Source organism: Pseudomonas sp. B3G-3, assembly GCF_028640915.1.
Taxonomy (GTDB): domain Bacteria; phylum Pseudomonadota; class Gammaproteobacteria; order Pseudomonadales; family Pseudomonadaceae; genus Aquipseudomonas; species Aquipseudomonas chlororaphis_I.
Map to the genome: position 1 here is coordinate 55,710 of NZ_JAQZAB010000130.1, position 18,064 is coordinate 73,773.

16 protein-coding genes are annotated in these 18,064 nt (G+C 62.7%); 6 read left to right on the forward strand and 10 right to left on the reverse strand.

Translation table 11 applies throughout. The annotated features are described in order from the left end of the window. Window positions 1-122: 122 nt before the first annotated feature. Window positions 123-794 (reverse strand): DNA-3-methyladenine glycosylase I, encoded by a 672-nt coding sequence (locus tag PVZ80_RS29270; RefSeq protein WP_009050287.1) that lies wholly within the window; start codon window positions 792-794, stop codon window positions 123-125. 76 nt (window positions 795-870) lie between these two features. Beyond that, window positions 871-1,695, reverse strand: coding sequence for a tRNA 2-thiocytidine(32) synthetase TtcA (ttcA, locus tag PVZ80_RS29275; protein ID WP_009050288.1), 825 nt, complete (start codon window positions 1,693-1,695; stop codon window positions 871-873). 279 nt (window positions 1,696-1,974) lie between these two features. Between ttcA and PVZ80_RS29280 the strand changes: the two genes are divergently transcribed. Together PVZ80_RS29280 and PVZ80_RS29285 are read left to right on the forward strand one after the other, a co-directional pair. Next, window positions 1,975-2,577 carry a Yip1 family protein gene (locus PVZ80_RS29280; protein ID WP_009050289.1) on the forward strand — a complete coding sequence of 201 codons (603 nt, stop codon included), beginning with the start codon at window positions 1,975-1,977 and terminating at the stop codon, window positions 2,575-2,577. Between the two features lie 144 nt (window positions 2,578-2,721). Then, window positions 2,722-3,213, forward strand: a complete 492-nt coding sequence (locus tag PVZ80_RS29285) for a SprT family zinc-dependent metalloprotease (RefSeq protein WP_007931787.1) — start codon at window positions 2,722-2,724, stop codon at window positions 3,211-3,213. An 8-nt stretch (window positions 3,214-3,221) separates the two neighbouring features. On the opposite strand, the gene PVZ80_RS29290 is transcribed toward PVZ80_RS29285, so the two are convergent. Together PVZ80_RS29290 and PVZ80_RS29295 are read right to left on the reverse strand one after the other, a co-directional pair. Then, window positions 3,222-4,403: a CaiB/BaiF CoA transferase family protein gene (locus tag PVZ80_RS29290; RefSeq protein ID WP_273864903.1), complete on the reverse strand. Its 1,182-nt coding sequence runs from the start codon at window positions 4,401-4,403 to the stop codon at window positions 3,222-3,224. Window positions 4,404-4,554: 151 nt separating this feature from the next. Continuing rightward, window positions 4,555-5,889, reverse strand: coding sequence for a dicarboxylate/amino acid:cation symporter (locus PVZ80_RS29295; protein WP_009050291.1), 1,335 nt, complete (start codon window positions 5,887-5,889; stop codon window positions 4,555-4,557). A gap of 346 nt (window positions 5,890-6,235) precedes the next feature. Here PVZ80_RS29295 and PVZ80_RS29300 point away from each other — a divergent pair, with 346 nt between their 5' ends. Next, complete coding sequence (locus PVZ80_RS29300; RefSeq protein ID WP_009050292.1) at window positions 6,236-7,234, forward strand: AraC family transcriptional regulator; 999 nt, start codon at window positions 6,236-6,238, stop codon at window positions 7,232-7,234. Between the two features lie 9 nt (window positions 7,235-7,243). On the opposite strand, the gene PVZ80_RS29305 is transcribed toward PVZ80_RS29300, so the two are convergent. The 3 genes from PVZ80_RS29305 to PVZ80_RS29315 form a co-directional block, all read right to left on the reverse strand. Beyond that, on the reverse strand, window positions 7,244-8,590 hold the full coding sequence (locus PVZ80_RS29305) for an ATP-binding protein (protein WP_016702515.1): 1,347 nt from the start codon (window positions 8,588-8,590) through the stop codon (window positions 7,244-7,246). Further along, window positions 8,587-9,264 (reverse strand): response regulator, encoded by a 678-nt coding sequence (locus PVZ80_RS29310; RefSeq protein WP_007931776.1) that lies wholly within the window; start codon window positions 9,262-9,264, stop codon window positions 8,587-8,589. Before PVZ80_RS29310 ends, PVZ80_RS29305 begins: the two co-directional genes overlap by 4 nt. A gap of 118 nt (window positions 9,265-9,382) precedes the next feature. Then, window positions 9,383-9,985, reverse strand: coding sequence for a hypothetical protein (locus PVZ80_RS29315; RefSeq protein ID WP_007931772.1), 603 nt, complete (start codon window positions 9,983-9,985; stop codon window positions 9,383-9,385). Between the two features lie 144 nt (window positions 9,986-10,129). On the opposite strand from PVZ80_RS29315, the gene PVZ80_RS29320 reads away from it, so the two are divergent. After that, the gene (locus tag PVZ80_RS29320) at window positions 10,130-10,921 is read left to right on the forward strand and encodes a dienelactone hydrolase family protein (protein ID WP_016702516.1); all 792 of its coding nucleotides are present in this window, start codon (window positions 10,130-10,132) and stop codon (window positions 10,919-10,921) included. A 104-nt stretch (window positions 10,922-11,025) separates the two neighbouring features. Next, entirely contained in the window at window positions 11,026-11,751 is a 726-nt protein-coding gene (locus PVZ80_RS29325; protein ID WP_016702517.1) for a 4'-phosphopantetheinyl transferase family protein, read from the forward strand. A gap of 27 nt (window positions 11,752-11,778) precedes the next feature. Here PVZ80_RS29325 and PVZ80_RS29330 read toward each other — a convergent pair whose 3' ends face one another. The 3 genes from PVZ80_RS29330 to PVZ80_RS29340 all read right to left on the reverse strand — a co-directional run bounded on the left by PVZ80_RS29330 (window position 11,779) and on the right by PVZ80_RS29340 (window position 14,643). Further along, window positions 11,779-13,389, reverse strand: coding sequence for an ATP-binding protein (locus PVZ80_RS29330; protein WP_009050296.1), 1,611 nt, complete (start codon window positions 13,387-13,389; stop codon window positions 11,779-11,781). Then, a complete protein-coding gene (locus PVZ80_RS29335; RefSeq protein ID WP_016702519.1) occupies window positions 13,386-14,111 on the reverse strand; it encodes a winged helix-turn-helix domain-containing protein in 726 nt (241 codons plus the stop codon). Before PVZ80_RS29335 ends, PVZ80_RS29330 begins: the two co-directional genes overlap by 4 nt. 364 nt (window positions 14,112-14,475) lie before the next feature. Next, window positions 14,476-14,643: a hypothetical protein gene (locus PVZ80_RS29340; protein ID WP_155290718.1), complete on the reverse strand. Its 168-nt coding sequence runs from the start codon at window positions 14,641-14,643 to the stop codon at window positions 14,476-14,478. Window positions 14,644-14,842: 199 nt separating this feature from the next. Between PVZ80_RS29340 and PVZ80_RS29345 the strand changes: the two genes are divergently transcribed. After that, window positions 14,843-17,734, forward strand: a complete 2,892-nt coding sequence (locus PVZ80_RS29345) for a ribonucleoside-diphosphate reductase subunit alpha (protein ID WP_273828609.1) — start codon at window positions 14,843-14,845, stop codon at window positions 17,732-17,734. Window positions 17,735-18,064 lie beyond the last annotated feature (330 nt).

The window sequence follows — 18,064 nt, forward strand, 5'->3', positions numbered from 1 at the left end:
GGAGTGGCACCGGGATCGGCATTCTGATGCCGGGTCTGCCGGGAGCGGCCGATGCGGACACCTACAGAAGCATGCGGTTTTCTGTAGGAGCGAGGCTTGCCCGCGATGAGATCAACCCCGAATCAGTGGTTGACCGTATAGGCCAACATCATCGAGATCTGGCACAGCGGCCGGCCACTTTCGGCGTGCCACTGGTTGAAGGCGCCCTGCACAGTGGCCAGGTCCTTGAGGCTGCTGGGTACCTTGTCGATGATCTGCTGCGCATTCAGCGCCGCCACCACGTCATAGGTCGGCACGAAGGTGTCCTTGCCGACCATCCGCAGAAAGCGCGGGGCCGACAGGCCGCCCAACTGGTGACCGTGCTTGGCCAGATACTTCCACAGGCCGACGATGTCGGTCACCGGCCAGTCGGCGATCAAGGCGCCAAAGCTGCCCTTCTCCTTTTCCACGTCGAGCACCATCTGCGCGTTGCGCGGCACGCTCTTGAGCTTGCCCAGGTGGCGAATGATTCGCGTGTCCTGCATCAGCCGCTCGAGGTGCTCGGCGCCCATCAGCACCACTTTCTCCGGGTCGAAACCAAAGAACACTTCTTCGAAAGCCGGCCACTTGGCGTCCACCAGGCTGTGCTTCAAGCCGGCGCGAAACACCCGCAGGGCCAGGGTCGAGAGATAACGGTCATCGCTGATCTTGCGCAATTGCGCCGGGGTTTTCGGCACCGGCAGATGGGCTTCCAGCTCGGCCGCCGAACCGAAACGGTTCAGACAGTATTCGTGCAGCCACTTGTAATCGCGCATGCCCTCTCCTAATGACGATAAAGAAACGGCGCTCAGAGGAGCGCCGTGATTCCACGATACAGAGCCGCGAAACGACTCAGAGGTTCACCACATTGACGAAACGCGAGGCCGCGGTTTCATCGATCTTCAGGCTGGTGAAGTCGAACAGGTTACGGTCCGCCAGCTGCGACGGCACCACGTTCTGCAGGCCGCGGAAAATGCTTTCGGTACGGCCCGGGGTCTTGCGTTCCCATTCCTGGAGCATTTCCTTGACCACCTGGCGCTGCAGGTTTTCCTGGGAGCCGCAGAGGTTGCACGGGATGATCGGGAACTGCTTGAGGTCGGAATAGGCCTGGATGTCCTTCTCGCTGCAATAGGCCAGCGGGCGGATTACCACGTTGCGCCCGTCGTCGGCCCGCAGCTTGGGCGGCATGGCCTTGAGCGAGCCGTTGTAGAACATGTTGAGGAAGAAGGTCTCGACGATGTCGTCGCGATGGTGACCCAGGGCCATCTTGGTCGCGCCGATCTCATCGGCGAAGGTGTACAGGGTGCCGCGACGCAGGCGCGAGCACAGCGAGCAGGTGGTCTTGCCTTCCGGGATCAGTTCCTTGACCACCGAGTAGGTGTCCTTCTCGACGATGTGGTACTCCACACCCAGTGTCTCGAGGTAGGCCGGCAGTACGTGCTCGGGGAACCCGGGCTGCTTCTGGTCCATGTTCACGGCGACGATCTCGAACTTGATCGGTGCAACCTTCTGCAGGTGCATCAGCACGTCGAGCATGGTGTAGCTGTCCTTGCCGCCGGACAGGCAGACCATGACCTTGTCGCCGTCTTCGATCATGTTGAAGTCGGCGACCGCTTCCCCGGCCTGGCGGCGCAAGCGTTTCTGCAGTTTGTTCTGGTTGACCGTAAGAGTGCCCATGGCGCTTGAAATCCGCGGTGTGTGACGAAAAGCCGGTCATTTTACGCAAAAACCGCGCGCGGGCGAAGCGCCGGGCGCCAGTCGACCGATCAAATCACCGAATGCGATTACCAGCTGCGTCGACAGCGCGATTTGCTCTAACGCCTGCGCCTTTTGCAAGGCAGTCCTTTCTATACTGCGACATAAGGTCGCACACATATTCAGACCTTTACTTACTTGGCCACTGGCCCGTAGGCGCTCCGTTGGGGGGCGATGGCAATAACAAAGGAGTGACTGACTATGATTCATCATGTCGTGGGACTCTTCACCCACCCCGATCAGGAATGGCGAGAAATACGTGGCGACGAAGAGGAAAGCATCAGCCACATGTACCTCACCCACACGCTGATTCTCGCGGCGATTCCAGCGATTTCGGCCTTTATCGGCACCACCCAGGTCGGTTGGGTCATTGGTAATCGAGCGCCGGTCATGCTGACCATGGAAAGCGCGCTGTGGATGACCATCATGTCGTACCTGGCGATGCTCGGCGGGGTCGCGGTCATGGGCGCCTTCGTCCACTGGATGGCCCGCACCTACGACGCCAGCCCGAGCCTTGCACGCTGCATCGCATTTGCCACCTACACAGCGACGCCGCTGTTCATCGGCGGCCTGGCGGCGCTGTATCCGCACATGTGGCTCGGCATGATCGTCGGCACGGCCGCCATCAGTTACACCGTTTACCTGCTGTATGTCGGGTTGCCGACCTTCATGAACATTCCATCGGACGAAGGTTTCCTGTTCTCAAGCTCCGTACTGGCCGTTGGGCTGGTGGTGCTGGTCGCGATCATGGCGTTCACCGTGATCGTCTGGGGTCTTGGCGTCGGCCCCGTTTACACCAACTGACGCTGCTCAAAAAACAAACACAATCTGCCAACACAGGCCGCCGCAAGGCGGCCTTCTAATCTGCGCAACGACCATTCGGCGCCTGGACGATTCGGAATGCATCAGCTTTGCGGCATACTCACCCGCTCTGGAGAGCCGTTAAGCATGCCCGAGCAACTCAATACCCGCGTCGAAGACTGTTTCCAACTCGCTGAATCCTTTTTCAAACGACCTTTCAAACGCCCGGTGGTCAGCCTCAAGTTGCGTGGCCAGAAAGCCGGTGTCGCCCACCTGCACGAGAACCTGCTGCGCTTCAACCCGCAGCTGTACCGGGAAAACACCGAAGACTTCCTCAAGCAGACCGTGGCCCATGAAGTCGCGCACCTGATCGCCCACCAACTGTTCGGCGAGCGCATCCAGCCCCACGGCGAAGAATGGCAACTGATCATGCGCGGGGTGTACGAACTGCCGCCCAATCGCTGCCACACCTACGAGATCCAGCGTCGCAGCGTGACGCGCTACATCTATCGCTGCCCCTGCGACAACGATTTCCCGTTTTCCGCCCAGCGCCACCGCCTGGTCGCCCAGGGCCGGCGTTATCTGTGCCGGCGTTGCCGGCACACCCTGGTGTTCAGCGGCGAGATGCGGGTGGAGTGAACCCGGCCCTACAGGATGACCCGGCCCTGGCGTAGCTCAGCGATGCGCTGCGTGCTGTAACCCAGCTCGGTCAGCACCTGGTCGCTATGCGCCCCCAGCACCGCCCCGATATGCCGCGGCTCCGGCAGCCCCTGGGAAAACTTCAACGGACAGGCCATCTGCGCCTGGTGGCTGCCATCGCCACGCGGCACCTGGCTGACCAGCTGTCGCGCCTGCAACTGCGGATGCGCCACCGCCTCCGCCAGGCCCAGCACCGGTTCGACGCAGGCATCGACCCCGGCAAACAATTCGCAGAGCTCGGCAAAATCGTGTTTCTCGAACTCGACCTGCAAGGCCTGCTTGAGCGCCTGCTGTTGCTCCTGCTGCGGTGACAGCCCCTGGGCCGCCAGTTCCGGACGCCCCAGGGCCTTGCACAGCGCCTGCATGAACGGCGGTTCCAGGCTGCCCACCGACAGCCAGCGACCATCCCGACTGCGGTAATAGTCATAGAAGCTGCCGCCATTGAGCACCTGCTGCTCCGCCGCGGGCTCGATCCCGCACGCCAGGTAGCCGGCCCCGGCCATGGCATTCAGGCTGAACACACAATCGGTCATGCTCACGTCCAGGTGCTGCCCCAGGCCGCTGTGCTGGCGGGCAATCACTGCCGCCAGCAGGCCGATGACCCCATGCAGCGAACCTCCGGCGATGTCCGCCGCCTGGATGCCCAGGGGCAGCGGTCCACTGTCCTTGCGCCCGGTGTAGCTGGCCAGGCCCGCCAGGGCCAGGTAATTGATGTCGTGGCCGGCGCGCTCCCGATACGGGCCGGTCTGGCCGTAACCGGTGATCGAGATATAGATCAGCTTCGGGTTGATCGCCTTCAACGCCTCGTAGCCCAGCCCCAGGCGCTCCATCACCCCGGGGCGGAACTGCTCCAGCACGATGTCGTACTCCAGCACCAGTTGGCGGATCACCTCCAGCGCCTCGGGCTGCTTGAGGTCCAGCGCCAGGCTGCGTTTATTGCGATTGAGGTAGGCATGGCTGGCGGAAACGCCCTGATCGTGGGGCGGCAGCACCCGCAGCAGGTCCATGCGGGTCGGCGATTCGATGCGCAGCACCTCGGCGCCCATGTCCGCCAGTAGCAAGGAGGCGAACGGCCCCGGCAGCAGCGTGGAGAAATCCAGTACCTTGAGTGACGCCAGTGGCCCTTGCATGAACACTCTCCCTTGCCGATTGATTGCCCACAGAGTAGGCAGCGCCTCAAGGCCCGGCAATCACCGCAAGCGCCACCCGGGCTGACCGTTGCGCTCAAACGCCGGGCATGAAAAAACCCGCCGGAGCGGGTTTTTCATCAACGCGGTGAAGTTACTTCACGGTCGTCGGGGTTGGGCCTTCGGCAACGCCCAGGTCGTCTTCTTCGCGGGTGTCGCTGATAGCACGGCCACCGGAAGCCAGCTCGGCCTGCAGCTGATCTTCGTCCAGCTCCTTGACCCACTTGGCGACCACTACGGTGGCTACCGCGTTACCCACCAGGTTGGTCAGCGCACGGGCTTCGGACATGAAGCGGTCGATACCCAGGATCAGCGCCAGGCCGGCCACCGGCAGGTGACCCACGGCCGACAGGGTTGCCGCCAGCACGATGAAGCCGCTACCGGTCACGCCCGCAGCACCTTTGGAGGACAGCAGCAGCACCAGCAGCAGGGTGATCTGGTGAGTGATGTCCATGTGGGTGTCGGTCGCCTGGGCGATGAACACGGCCGCCATGGTCAGGTAGATCGAGGTACCGTCGAGGTTGAAGGAGTAACCGGTCGGGATCACCAGACCCACTACCGATTTCTTCGCGCCCAGGCGTTCCATCTTGATCAACATGCGTGGCAGGGCCGATTCCGACGAGGAAGTACCCAGTACGATCAGCAGCTCTTCACGGATGTAGCGGATCAGCTTCAGCACGCTGAAACCGTGGGCGCGGCAGATGGCGCCCAGCACCACCAGCACGAACAGCACGCAGGTGATGTAGAAGCAGATCATCAGCTGGCCCAGCTGCACCAGCGAACCCACGCCGTAGGCGCCGATGGTGAAGGCCATGGCACCCAGCGCACCGATCGGCGCGAGCTTCATGATCATGTTGATGATGTTGAACATCACGTGGGCGAAGCGATCGATGAAGTCCAGCACCGGCTTGCCGTAGGCACCCAGGCGGTGCAGGGCGAAACCGAAGATCACCGAGAACATCAGCACTTGCAGGATATCGCCGTTGGCGAAGGCGCCGACGATGGTGTTCGGAATGACGTTGAGGATGAAGCCGACGATGCTCTGGTCCTTGCCGGCGGTGACGTAGGCCGCCACTTTCGAGGCATCCAGGGTCGACACATCGATGTGCATGCCGTTGCCCGGCTGCACGACGTTGACCACGACCAGGCCGATCAGCAGGGCGATGGTCGAGACGATTTCGAAGTACAGCAGCGCGTAGCCACCGGTCTTGCCCACCGATTTCATGTTCTGCATGCCGGCGATACCACTGACGACGGTACAGAAGATGATGGGCGCGATGACCATCTTGATCAGTTTGATGAACCCGTCACCCAGGGGCTTGAGGGCCACACCGGTCTGCGGGTAGAAGTGACCGAGCAGGATGCCGATGGCGATGGCAACGATCACCTGGAAATACAGGGATTTGTACAGTGGCTGACGAGTCGTCATTGCAAAGTTCCTCAAGAGCACCGTTGCACACCATCCATCGATGCACACGACGCCTAAAGTGCGAACCCTCCTGCACTGGAGGGATTTGTTGTGTAGAGCTGCGGGGAACACCTTTCGCTGCTCCCTTCTCCTCGCTCGCTATCGCAAAGCCCGTGCCAGCTTGCCCAAAAAACCTGAAGGCCTTTGGACATCAGGGTTTGCTCTCGCCCTTCGCGCTCCTCGCCCCACACGAAGTGGCGGATTTCCGCCCATCATCCGGCCCTCGTCCTACAATTTGGCGGATATCCGCCTTGTCCGGTCGCTGGCGGCTGTTAACATCCGCCACTTAATGGACGGATCAACCTTCATGCGCGAACGCACCATCGCCAGTCATTTCGCCCGCGCCGCCCTGGGCGGGGCCCGCCGACGGGGCTACGACTATTCGGAGTTGCTGCAGACCCTGGGCATCAGCCTCGAATTGCTGAACGAACCCAAGGCCCGTATCGCCCCCGAGCAGTTCGCCAGCCTGCTGCAACAGCTCTGGCAAGTCCTCGATGACGAGTACCTGGGGTTCGGCGACGGCCCGAGCAAGCGCGGCACCTTCGCCATGATGTGCCACGCCCTGATCCACTGCAGCAACCTGGAGAAGGCCCTGCAGCGCGGCCTGCTGTTTTATAGCCTGTTCCCCCAGGCGCCGCGGCTGAGCCTGACGCGCGAAGGGGAAATGACCCGCCTGAGCCTGGACGACGCTGGGCTGTGGGACCCGGACCACTTTCTCAGCGAGAGCCTGCTGGTGATCTGGCATCGCCTCGGCAGTTGGCTGATCGGCCAGCGCATCCGCCTCGAACAGGCCTGTTTCAGCTACCCGAAACCCGAGCATGGCAACGAGTACGACCTGCTGTTCCCCTGCCCCCTGGTGTTTTCCCGCGACTGCAGCAGCCTGCTGTTCCACAGCCGCTACCTGAGCATGCCGCTGCTGCAGGACGAACGAACCCTCAAGCACTTTCTCGAGCGCTCCCCCGCCGACCTGCTGGCCCGCCCGGATGACGGCGACAGCCTGAGCAGCCAGCTGCGCCGCCTGCTCAGCCGCGACAGCAACCATTGGCCGGACCTGGAAAGCATCGCCCAGCACCTGCACATCAGCCCGCAGACTCTGCGCCGGCATTTGCGCGAAGAAGGCACGAGCTTTCAGGAATTGAAGGATCAGTTGCGGCGCGATATCGCCATCTACCATCTGCGTCGGGCCGACCTGTCATTGCAACAGATCGCCGAGCAGACCGGCTTTTCCGAGCCCTCGGCCTTTCACCGCGCGTTCAAGAAGTGGACCGGGCTGACGCCGGGCGCCTACCGCGCCCAGGAAACCTGAGCGCGCCGCTCAGATCGCCGGGAAGTGAATGCGGAACGCCGCCCCGCCCAGGGCGGAATCGCCAAGGGTCAACTGCGCGCCGTAGCTGTCGATGATGTCCTTGACCACCGCCAGGCCGATCCCCTGCCCCGGATGCTGGCGATCCAGCCGTTCACCACGCTGGAGAATCCGCGCCCGCTGGTCCGGCGGCACACCGGGCCCGTCGTCCTCGACACACAACTGCGCGCCGTGGAGGTCTTGGCGGACACTGATGCGCACTTCGCTCAGGCACAGGCGGTAGGCGTTCTCCAGCAGGTTGCCCAGCAGCTCGAGCAAGGCCCCATGCTCGATCGGCACATAGCAACGCTCCGGCAGATCAAACGATACCCGCACCTGTTTGTCGCGATAGACCTTGTCCAGGGTGTCGCACAGGCTTTTCAGCACCGGACGCAGACGCACCTGATGACGCACCAGGCCGCTCTTGCGCAGGCTGGCCCGCTGCAACTGGTAGCTGATCTGCTGGCTCATGCGTTCGATCTGGGTCTGCAGCACCCAGGCCTGTTCGCGATCCTGGGGGCGCAGGGCCATGTCCTCGCTGACCCCTTGCAACACCGTCAGCGGGGTTTTCAGGCTGTGGGCCAGGTCGTCCAGGGAATCGCGATAACGGCTGCGTTGCTCGCGCTCGCTGTGCAACAGGCGGTTCAACGAACCGGTCAGGCGCAACAGCTCGCGCGGGTGTTCTTCACTGAGGCTTTCCCGGGTGCCGCTTTCGATTTCGTCCAGTTCCTGGCTCAGCCGGCGCAAGGCCTGCAGGCCCCAGGTCAGGCCAAGCCAGAGCAGCGCCAGGAGCACCAGCAACGCGGCGCCGAAACCGAGGTAGAGGTTTTCCCGCACCCCTTCCAGGGTCAGCTGGTACTCACGCACCGGCTGCAAGGCGACGATGCTGAACGCCGCGCTTTTACCACCGAGCAGCTTGACCTCGACGTCGTAGACGAAAAACTCCTGGCCGTTGACTTCGCGGATGCGCGCGAACTCATTGCCGCGGCCGTCATAACGCGGCTTGTAGTTGATGTTCTCTTCCTGGGTCGCCTTGGAACGCCAGACCAGCCGCCCCTCCCGGTCATAGATGTAGCCCAGGAGGCGGCTGTCGGTCAGGTTGAAGCGCTCGTCCGGCAGTTGCGCCGGCATTTGCAGGTGATTGTTCTCGACCCGGGCCGCCGAGATCAGCGTGGTCACGTCGGAGGCCAGGCGCTGCTCGATGGAGTCCTGCAGCGCCAGACTGAACGCACCTTGCATGGCCGGCAACAACGCCAGCATGAACAGCACCGCCAGCGTCGTGGCCGCCAGCATCAGGCGCAGGCGTAACGATCGAATCATCGGCAGCGCTCGTTGAACAGATAACCCAGGCCACGCACGGTATCGATGGGCTTGAAGCCCGAAGGGCCTTCCAGCTTGCGCCGCAGGCGGCCGACCAGCACCTCGATCACGTTCGGATCGCGCTCGTCATCGTCCGGGTACAGCTGCTCCATCAAGCGGTCCTTGGCCACCACCTGCTGATGGTGGCGCATGAGGTACTCGAGAATCCGGTATTCGTAGGCGGTCAGCGCCAGCGGCTGTTCGTCGAGCGAGGCCTGCTTGCGATTCAGGTCGAGCAGCAGCGGGCCGGCGATGATGGTCGACTGGGTGAACCCGCTGGAGCGGCGCAGCAGGGCATTCAGGCGCGCGTCCAGCTCCTCGAACTGGAAGGGCTTGACCACATAGTCGTCGGCACCGGCGGCCAGCCCTTCGACCTTGTCCTGCCAGTTGCCGCGAGCCGTCAGGATCAGGATCGGAAATGCCTTGCCCCGCGAGCGCAGCTGGCGGATCAGGTCCAGCCCTCCCATGCCCGGCAGGCCCAGGTCGATCACCGCCAGATCATGGTTGAACTGCTCGGTCTGATACAGCGCCTCCTCGGCATTGGCCACGGACTCGACCACATGGCCGCTGTCCGTGAGGCGGGTTTGCAAGTGATGGCGCAGCAGCGCCTCATCTTCAACGACGAGCAGTTTCATGCAGCTCTCCCAGGCAAAATTCGACATCTCCAAGGGCGCTCAGGCGCCCTGATCGTATATATGGCAACGCCGGATCCTGCCTTGGCAGATCCGGCGCGGTCAGAACCAGGACGGTATTTTAGAAAGCGTAGTTGGCCGACAGGTACGTCTGGGCGCTGCTGGTCAGGCTCAGCGAACCCTGCTTGCTGCCACTGCGCTCGCTCATCTCGGTGCTGGCATTGCTGCGCAGGTAACGGTAACCCAGTTCGACCGAAGTGTTCTGTGAAACCTGCTGCAGGACACCGGCCTGCACGCCGACGGCGTAACCGATATCGCTGTCGCGGCTGAAGCCTGGGGAATCCTGGGTCAGCTTGGTCAGGCCCGCGGTGCCGCCGCCGAACAGCTTGGTGCTGCTGGTCACTGGCAGGAACACATCGTAGCTGCCGAGCAGGTTTTCCTGGCGCAGTTTAATGCCATTGTGGGAACCGGAGACATTGTCGTAGGTGGCGTAGTAGCGGTGCTGGTCATTCTGCTGACCCAGGCGCACGCCCCAGGTGTTGTCCTTGCCGATCACACCGTCGGCGTTCGGGTTGTTCAGGTTGCTGTTGAGCAGGCTGGACTTCTTCACCTTGTCGCTGGTCTGGCCGTAGGTAAGGCTGGCGAAGTTGCTGTCGGCGGCCTGGACGACAGCGCTGGCGCCGAGAACAGTGAAGGCCAGGATCATCTTCTTGAAAGTAGTCATGGGGGTATTTCCTCATTCGCTATGTGTTTTTGGGTACGGGGCCAGACTACCGACCCCGCCCTGAACTCCCCCTGAACACACTCTGAACCTCGGCTGAATCAAATCGACTAGGCTGTCTGGCAGTCTTTTAAAGGAGAACGGACTATGCGCGCGCTTTTTGCTTGCTTGTTGTTGACCTTCTGCGCAATGAGCCAGGCGGCCATCAAGACCCAGGAAATCCCCTACCAGAGCCCCGACGGTACCCGGCTCATCGGCTACTACGCCTATGACGACGCGCTGAAAGGGCCACGCCCAGGGGTAGTGGTGGTGCATGAATGGTGGGGCCTGAACGACTACGCCAAACGCCGGGCCCGGGACCTTGCAGCCCTGGGCTACAGCGCCCTGTCCATCGATATGTACGGCGACGGCAAGCACACCGAGCACCCGAAAGACGCCATGGCCTTCATGCAGGCCGCCTCCAAAGACAGTGCCGCCGCCAGCGCACGCTTCAAGGCCGGGCTCGACCTGCTGAAGAAACAGCCGCAGACCGACCCGGACAAGCTGGCCGCGATCGGCTACTGCTTCGGCGGCAAGGTGGTGCTGGACGCGGCGCGCCAGGGCCTACCCCTGCTCGGGGTGGTGAGCTTCCATGGCGCCCTGGTCACCAACACCCCAGCCACCCCCGGCAGCGTCAAGGCGAAGATTCTCGTTGAACACGGCGCCCTCGACAGCATGGTCACCGCCGATAACGTCAGCGCCTTCAAGGCAGAAATGGACAAGGCCGGCGCCGACTACCAGTTCGTCAACCTCGAGGGCGCCAAGCACAGTTTCAGCAATCCGGATGCCGACCGCATGAGCCACGGCGAACATGGCGGGCTGGACATCGGCTACAACCAGGCCGCCGATGAACGCTCGTGGGCGGACATGCAGGCGCTCTTCAAGAAACTGTTCAACTGATCCCGCACCGACCGCCCCGGGGGCCTCAACTCCCGGGACAGCGGCCTCAAGGCCGACGGTTGCCAGGCTACCCTCCGGCCTTACAACCCGGCAAAATGCCTGGCATGAATCGCATCCCTACCCTCCCCGCCTGCTGCACCCCACTCGACGACCAGTGGCCGCTGCCCGATGCCCTGCCGGACACCGTCCTGCTCGGCACCCATTTCGATGCCTCGCGCCTGGCCAGCGACGACTTCCAGCTCAGCGCCATCGAGCCGCCCGCGAGCATTCAACGTTCGGTGGCGAAACGGCAGGCCGAGTTTCTCGCCGGTCGCTTCTGCGCCCGCGCCGCCCTGCAACGCCTGGACGGCCTGGACTGCATTCCTCCGATCGGCGAGGACCGGGCGCCGGTCTGGCCGGCGCACATCAGTGGCTCGATCACCCACAGCACCGGGCGTGCCGCGGCGATCGTCGCGCGCAAGGAGCATTGGCGCGGGCTGGGCATGGACCTGGAGAACCTGCTCAACATTGAACGGGCGGAACGCCTGGCGGGGGAAATCCTTATCCCGGCCGAAATGCAGCGCATGGCGGCCGCCCCGCGCGAGCAACTGGCGCTCTGGGTCACCCTGACCTTTTCGGTGAAGGAAAGCCTGTTCAAGGCGCTGTACCCGATCGTCCAGCAACGCTTCTATTTCGAACACGCCGAAGTGCTGGAGTGGACAGCCAGCGGCCAGATCCGTCTGCGCCTGCTGACCGACCTGTCCAGCGAATGGCGCAGTGGCAGTGAACTGGACGCGCAATTCGCCCTGCAGGACGGGCAACTGCTGAGCCTGGTCAGCATCCGGGCTTGATGCCCGGACGAACCTGAGCGCAGGCCCTCAACCTTTATCCTGGTGCCGTGGCCAGCTCAGGCTGAAGCAGGCGCCGCCGAGGGTCTTGCTCCTGCTGATCAACGCGCGGCCGTCATGCCAGTGAATGATCCGCCGCACGATCGACAAGCCCAGGCCGTGACCGCCCGAAGCGCGGGTGCGGCTGTCATCCAGGCGCAGGAACGGGGTGAATATCCGCTCCCAGGCGCTTTCCGGAACCCCCGGGCCATCGTCCTCGACGTCGACCCGACAGCGCATCTGCCCCACCTGGTAACTGACCAGCACCTGCGACTCGGCGTGACGCATGGCGTTGCTCACCAGGTTCTGCAACGCCCGATGCAGGTAGCGCGGCTCGGCCTCGACCCAGGCGCCATCGCAATCCGCCGCGGACAGGCATGAGCCGCGCTGCACCTTGACCTGCGCACGCAACGGCGCCAGCTCGCTGATCACCTGGTTGATCAGGGCATCCAGGTCGATACGCTGGAAGTTCAGCGCCGGCGAACCCTGCTCCAGCCGCGCATAGGTGAGCATTTCGTCCACCAGCCGGTCGAGGTCCTGGATATCGTTGTCCATGCCCTCCATGTATTTGTCCCGGGCCTGGGGCGTCGTCGCCGAGCCGATCATTTCCAGGCCGAAGCGCAGGCGCGCCACCGGCGTGCGCAACTCGTGGGAGACCGCGCGCACCAGCTCGCGCTGGATCGCCAGCAAGCGCTGCAAGTGCTCGGCCATGCCGTTGAAGGCCGCCGCCAGCCGCCCCACCGAGTCGGCGCCACCGGCCGGCACCCGGGCCTCCAGGCTGCCCTTGGCAATGCGCGTGGCCGCCGATTCCAGGCCACGCAAACGTCGCTCCAGCTGGCGCACCAATAAATAGACGATCAGGCCGATCAGGCTCAGGCCCAGCACCGCGATCAACACCAGCCACTGCGGTGGGTAGGGATTCATCTGGTACAGCGGGCCGATTTCCAGGACCCAGGGCGTGCCTACCATGCCCGCGAACACGCGGATCGAATCGCCGCCCTTGCCCAGGGCCATCACCGTATCGCCCTCGGCAACCCGGCGACGCTGGTCCTCGTCCATGTCCGCGTCGTCCTGGGTGACCAGGTGCATGTCGAAGCCAAAGCCCTTGTCCTTTTTCAACGCCGCCAGGCGCTCTGGCTGCTCGGCCACTGGAAAGCGCACCAATTCGTCGGCCAGCAGATAGATAGTCGCCCGCGCCAGCTGTTCGCTGATCTGCTGCACCTCACCGGTCAGCAGCAGTTGTTCCCGCTCGCTGACCAGGCGATAGACCCGCGCCGCGTAAGGCCCGGTCTGCTCCACCAGGGCCTGGCCGCGCAGCACGCGGTTGCGCTGCCCGAGGTCGAGGCCGGTCTGGGTGAAGGTTTGCAGGGTCAGCGGAATGCCCAACAAGCGCTCCCATACCGCCAGGGCGCGGCGGCGCTCGATTTCGCTCATCGGTTGCAGGTTGTCGGCCATCAGCGAAAACGTGCCGTGGGCCAGGCGCTCGCGGTATTGCTCGCTGCGCACCTGATTGAGCAGGTGCAGCGCCAGCACGCCCAACAGCGCCACCAGAATCAGCGCGGCGCACATGCCGCCGTAGATGCGCAGAAATATGGAGTTCACGACGACAGATCGGCAGCGGCTTCGGGGACGAACAGATAACCCTTGCTGCGGATGGTCTTGATCAGCCGCGGGTGTTCCGGGTCGTCGCCGATTTTCGGGCGGATCCGGGAGATGCGCACATCGATGGAACGGTCCTGGCCGTCATAACCGATGCCGCGCAGGGCGGTGAAGATTTCCTCGCGGGACAGAATGCGCCCGGCATTGGCCACCAGCAGCCAGAGCAGATCGAACTCGGCGCTGGTCAGCTCGATACCGGCATCGTGCAACCAGGCTTCGCGCAAGGCGCTGTCCACCACCAGCGGGCCGAATTGCAGGCGCCGGGATTTCTCCGGCGCGGCGCCGTCCACGGGTTCGCTGCGCCGCAACAGGGCCTGGATCCTGGCCAGCAATAGACGCGGACGGACCGGCTTGCACACGTAATCGTCGGCGCCGGTGTCCAGCCCCAGCACCTGGTCCATGTCGTCGGTGCGCGCGGTCAGCATCAGGATCGGTCCGTCGTAACGATCGCGGACCTTGCGGCAAATGCTCAGGCCATCCTCGCCGGGCAGCATCAGGTCGAGGATCACCAGGTCGGGTTGTTCGGCAATGATCCGCGCCGCGGCCAGGGCGCCATTGCCCTCGATGGCGACGCGCAGTCCGTTGCTCTGCAGGTATTCACAGGTCAACTCGGCCAGTCGCTGATCGTCCTCGACGATCAATATCTGCCACGCTTCTTGCTCCACGGTGACCTCTGCTTGCCAGGTACGGGCTCCGGAAGAATCCGCCCGTCTTTTTGTAATGTGAAATGGATAAAACGATGCATCGAAGGCCCGATTGTAGCAACGGCAAAGGCCGTGAACACAAGGCGCTGAATGCGCTCGGTAAAGGCGTTTTTTTGTGATAGGGTTCGCGCCCGCAAAAATCCGCCCCGGGCAGTTTTGCAGGGTAAAAAACAGTGACAAACGGTAGGATCCAGCCCTGCTGCGGCCTGCGTGAGGTTTACTCGCTTCATACACAATTTACGCACAACCTTATCCACAGGCCGTACGTTGCAATCACCCCCAGAAACGCATTATCTTGTAGCTCGGCCGCGAAAAAACCCTATATCTAGGGTTTCAGGCCAAAAACCAAACACAAATCAGACAAGAAACTCAAGCGCTTTTCTTGCACTTCTTTGGTTGAACCAATCGGATTTTCAGAAGCCAAACCGCGCGTGCGGATGGCTGCGGTTTTCCAGCCCACGGCGAGGAAAACGGTACGGGTGTTGCAGTACATGACTGTCACCCACCAGGAATACGGTCACGAGCCCCAGGCTCGCGACCTATGACTTCGGCATGGAAGCGGCGCCAACAGCCCCCCTTCCTGAACTGTCCCGAAGTTGTTATGCCCGGCGTGCGCCGGTTGTAGTGCTTCAGGACGGAACGGTGGGCACCCAAAGGGTGCCCAAACAAACATAGAGAACGTGGAGACACCCATGCAAACCGACACAACTCGCGAGAACCCGCAGGCCAAAGCGCCGCAGGCTGCCGATTCCAACCTGGATCTGTCTGCCACCGCGCCTGGCCAACTGCGAGTGATCAAGCGTAACGGCACTGTCGTTCCTTACACCGATGACAAAATCACCGTCGCCATCACCAAAGCGTTTCTCGCAGTTGAAGGCGGCACCGCTGCCGCTTCGTCGCGAATCCACGACACCGTCGCTCGCCTGACCGAGCAGGTCACCGCCACCTTCAAGCGTCGCATGCCTTCGGGCGGCACCATCCACATCGAAGAGATCCAGGACCAGGTCGAACTGGCCCTGATGCGTGCCGGCGAGCAGAAAGTTGCCCGCGACTACGTGATCTACCGTGACTCGCGCGCCAAGGAGCGCGCCACCCGCACGCCAAGCGAAGAGCCGGTGCAGGCTCACCCGTCGATCCGCATCACCCGCACCGACGGCAGCTTCGCGCCTCTGGACATGGGCCGCCTGAACACCATCGTCACCGAAGCCTGCGAAGGCCTGGAAGAAGTTGACGGCGACCTGATCCAGCGCGAAACCCTGAAGAACCTTTACGACGGCGTAGCGCTCAAGGACGTCAACACCGCCCTGGTGATGACCGCGCGCACCCTGGTAGAGCGCGAGCCGAACTACTCGTTCGTGACCGCCCGCCTGCTGATGGACACCCTGCGCGCCGAAGGCCTGAGCTTCCTGGAAGTGGCCGAGAGCGCCACTCACCACGAGATGGCCGACCTGTACGCCAAGGCACTGCCGGCCTACGTCGCCAAAGGTATCGAGTTCGAACTGCTGAACCCTGTGCTGGCCGACTTCGACCTGGAAAAACTCGGCAAGGCGATCAACCACGAGCGCGACCAGCAGTTCACCTACCTGGGCCTGCAGACCCTGTACGACCGCTACTTCATCCACAAGGACGGCGTGCGTTTCGAACTGCCGCAGATCTTCTTCATGCGCGTGGCCATGGGCCTGGCGATCGAAGAGAAGCAGAGAGAAGACCGTGCCATCGAGTTCTACAACCTGCTGTCGTCCTTCGACTACATGGCTTCGACTCCGACCCTGTTCAACGCCGGTACCCTGCGTCCACAGCTGTCGAGCTGCTACCTGACCACCGTGCCGGACGACCTGTCGGGCATCTACGGCGCCATCCACGACAACGCCATGCTGTCGAAATTCGCCGGCGGCCTGGGCAACGACTGGACTCCGGTGCGTGCGCTGGGCTCCTACATCAAGGGCACCAACGGTAAATCCCAGGGCGTCGTGCCGTTCCTGAAAGTGGTCAACGACACCGCCGTAGCCGTGAATCAGGGTGGCAAGCGCAAAGGCGCTGTGTGTGCCTACCTGGAAACCTGGCACATGGACATCGAAGAGTTCATCGAGCTGCGCAAGAACACTGGTGACGATCGTCGTCGTACCCACGACATGAACACCGCCAACTGGATCCCTGACCTGTTCATGAAGCGCGTCTTCGATGACGGCAAGTGGACCCTGTTCTCGCCATCGGAAGTACCGGACCTGCACGACCTGACCGGCAAGGCCTTCGAAGAGCGCTACGAGTACTACGAAGCCCTGTGCGAATACGGCAAGATCAAGCTGTTCAAGACCATCCAGGCCAAAGACCTGTGGCGCAAGATGCTGTCCATGCTGTTCGAAACCGGCCACCCTTGGCTGACCTTCAAGGACCCGTGCAACCTGCGCAGCCCGCAGCAGCACGTGGGCGTGGTCCACAGCTCGAACCTGTGCACCGAGATCACCTTGAACACCAACAAGGACGAGATCGCCGTTTGCAACCTGGGCTCGATCAACCTGCCGAACCACATCGTCGACGGCAAGCTGGACACCGCCAAGCTGCAACGCACCGTGAACACCGCCGTGCGCATGCTCGATAACGTGATCGACATCAACTACTACTCGGTACCGCAGGCAAAGAACTCCAACTTCAAGCACCGTCCGGTCGGACTGGGCATCATGGGCTTCCAGGACGCGCTGTACCTGCAGCACATCCCTTACGGTTCCGATGCTGCCGTCGACTTCGCCGACAAGTCCATGGAAGCGGTGAGCTTCTACGCGATCCAGGCTTCCTGCGACCTGGCCGACGAGCGTGGCGCCTACGAGACGTTCCAGGGTTCGCTGTGGTCCAAAGGCATCCTGCCGCTGGATTCGCAACAGATCCTGATCGAAGCCCGTGGCCAGAAGTACATCGATGTCGACCTGAACGAAACCCTGGACTGGGCACCAGTGCGCGCCCGTGTACAGAAAGGCATTCGTAACTCCAACATCATGGCCATCGCTCCGACCGCGACCATCGCCAACATCACCGGCGTGTCGCAGTCGATCGAACCGACCTACCAGAACCTGTATGTGAAATCGAACCTGTCGGGCGAATTCACCGTGATCAACCCGTACCTGGTTCGCGACCTCAAGGCTCGCGGCCTGTGGGACTCGGTCATGATCAACGACCTGAAGTACTACGACGGTTCCGTGCAGCAGATCGAGCGCATCCCGCAAGAACTCAAGGAGCTCTACGCGACTGCCTTCGAAGTGGAAACCAAGTGGATCGTCGACGCCGCCAGCCGTCGCCAGAAGTGGATCGACCAGGCTCAGTCGCTAAACCTCTACATCGCCGGCGCTTCGGGCAAAAAGCTCGACGTGACCTACCGCATGGCCTGGTACCGTGGCCTGAAAACCACTTACTACCTCCGTGCCCTGGCCGCGACCAGCACCGAGAAGTCGACCATCAACACCGGCAAGCTGAACGCTGTTTCCAGCGGCGGCAACCACGGTGACGACTCGGTCCTGGCCGCTCCAGCCGGTCCTGCTCCAGTGCCGAAGGCTTGCGCCATCGACGAGCCGGATTGCGAAGCTTGCCAATAAGCTGAGCCGATAGGCGCCTCCCCGGCGCTTATCCGAACCCCCGACAGGCCCTGCCTGCCGGGGGTTTTCTTTTGCCCGGGAAAGCCACAGCACCACCGAATCCAAAGGACGGCACTTCGAGGACCAAGCCCTCCCACAACCTGTTGCAGACGACTTGCCAGAAGCCCCCAACGTCAGCTTCGCGGGAATGAACCAGCCGAATACAGCCCTGTGAGCCAGGCAGCCGTGGCAGGACCGATCCACCTCCTCTGCCATATCCCTCATCGCGAGCAAGCTTCGCTCCTACGGAAGCCGGTCGTGGTCGATGAAGCTTGCGGGCACAAAAAAGCC

Excerpts from the sequence above, each read along its gene's own strand:
- PVZ80_RS29270 (WP_009050287.1), bottom strand. The coding sequence starts at position 794 with ATGCGCGATTACAAGTGGCTGCACGAATACTGTCTGAACCGTTTCGGT.
- ttcA (WP_009050288.1), bottom strand. The coding sequence starts at position 1,695 with ATGGGCACTCTTACGGTCAACCAGAACAAACTGCAGAAACGCTTGCGC.
- PVZ80_RS29280 (WP_009050289.1), top strand. The coding sequence starts at position 1,975 with ATGATTCATCATGTCGTGGGACTCTTCACCCACCCCGATCAGGAATGG.
- PVZ80_RS29285 (WP_007931787.1), top strand. The coding sequence starts at position 2,722 with ATGCCCGAGCAACTCAATACCCGCGTCGAAGACTGTTTCCAACTCGCT.
- PVZ80_RS29290 (WP_273864903.1), bottom strand. The coding sequence starts at position 4,403 with ATGCAAGGGCCACTGGCGTCACTCAAGGTACTGGATTTCTCCACGCTG.
- PVZ80_RS29295 (WP_009050291.1), bottom strand. The coding sequence starts at position 5,889 with ATGACGACTCGTCAGCCACTGTACAAATCCCTGTATTTCCAGGTGATC.
- PVZ80_RS29300 (WP_009050292.1), top strand. The coding sequence starts at position 6,236 with ATGCGCGAACGCACCATCGCCAGTCATTTCGCCCGCGCCGCCCTGGGC.
- PVZ80_RS29305 (WP_016702515.1), bottom strand. The coding sequence starts at position 8,590 with ATGATTCGATCGTTACGCCTGCGCCTGATGCTGGCGGCCACGACGCTG.
- PVZ80_RS29310 (WP_007931776.1), bottom strand. The coding sequence starts at position 9,264 with ATGAAACTGCTCGTCGTTGAAGATGAGGCGCTGCTGCGCCATCACTTG.
- PVZ80_RS29315 (WP_007931772.1), bottom strand. The coding sequence starts at position 9,985 with ATGACTACTTTCAAGAAGATGATCCTGGCCTTCACTGTTCTCGGCGCC.
- PVZ80_RS29320 (WP_016702516.1), top strand. The coding sequence starts at position 10,130 with ATGCGCGCGCTTTTTGCTTGCTTGTTGTTGACCTTCTGCGCAATGAGC.
- PVZ80_RS29325 (WP_016702517.1), top strand. The coding sequence starts at position 11,026 with ATGAATCGCATCCCTACCCTCCCCGCCTGCTGCACCCCACTCGACGAC.
- PVZ80_RS29340 (WP_155290718.1), bottom strand. The coding sequence starts at position 14,643 with ATGTACTGCAACACCCGTACCGTTTTCCTCGCCGTGGGCTGGAAAACC.
- PVZ80_RS29345 (WP_273828609.1), top strand. The coding sequence starts at position 14,843 with ATGCAAACCGACACAACTCGCGAGAACCCGCAGGCCAAAGCGCCGCAG.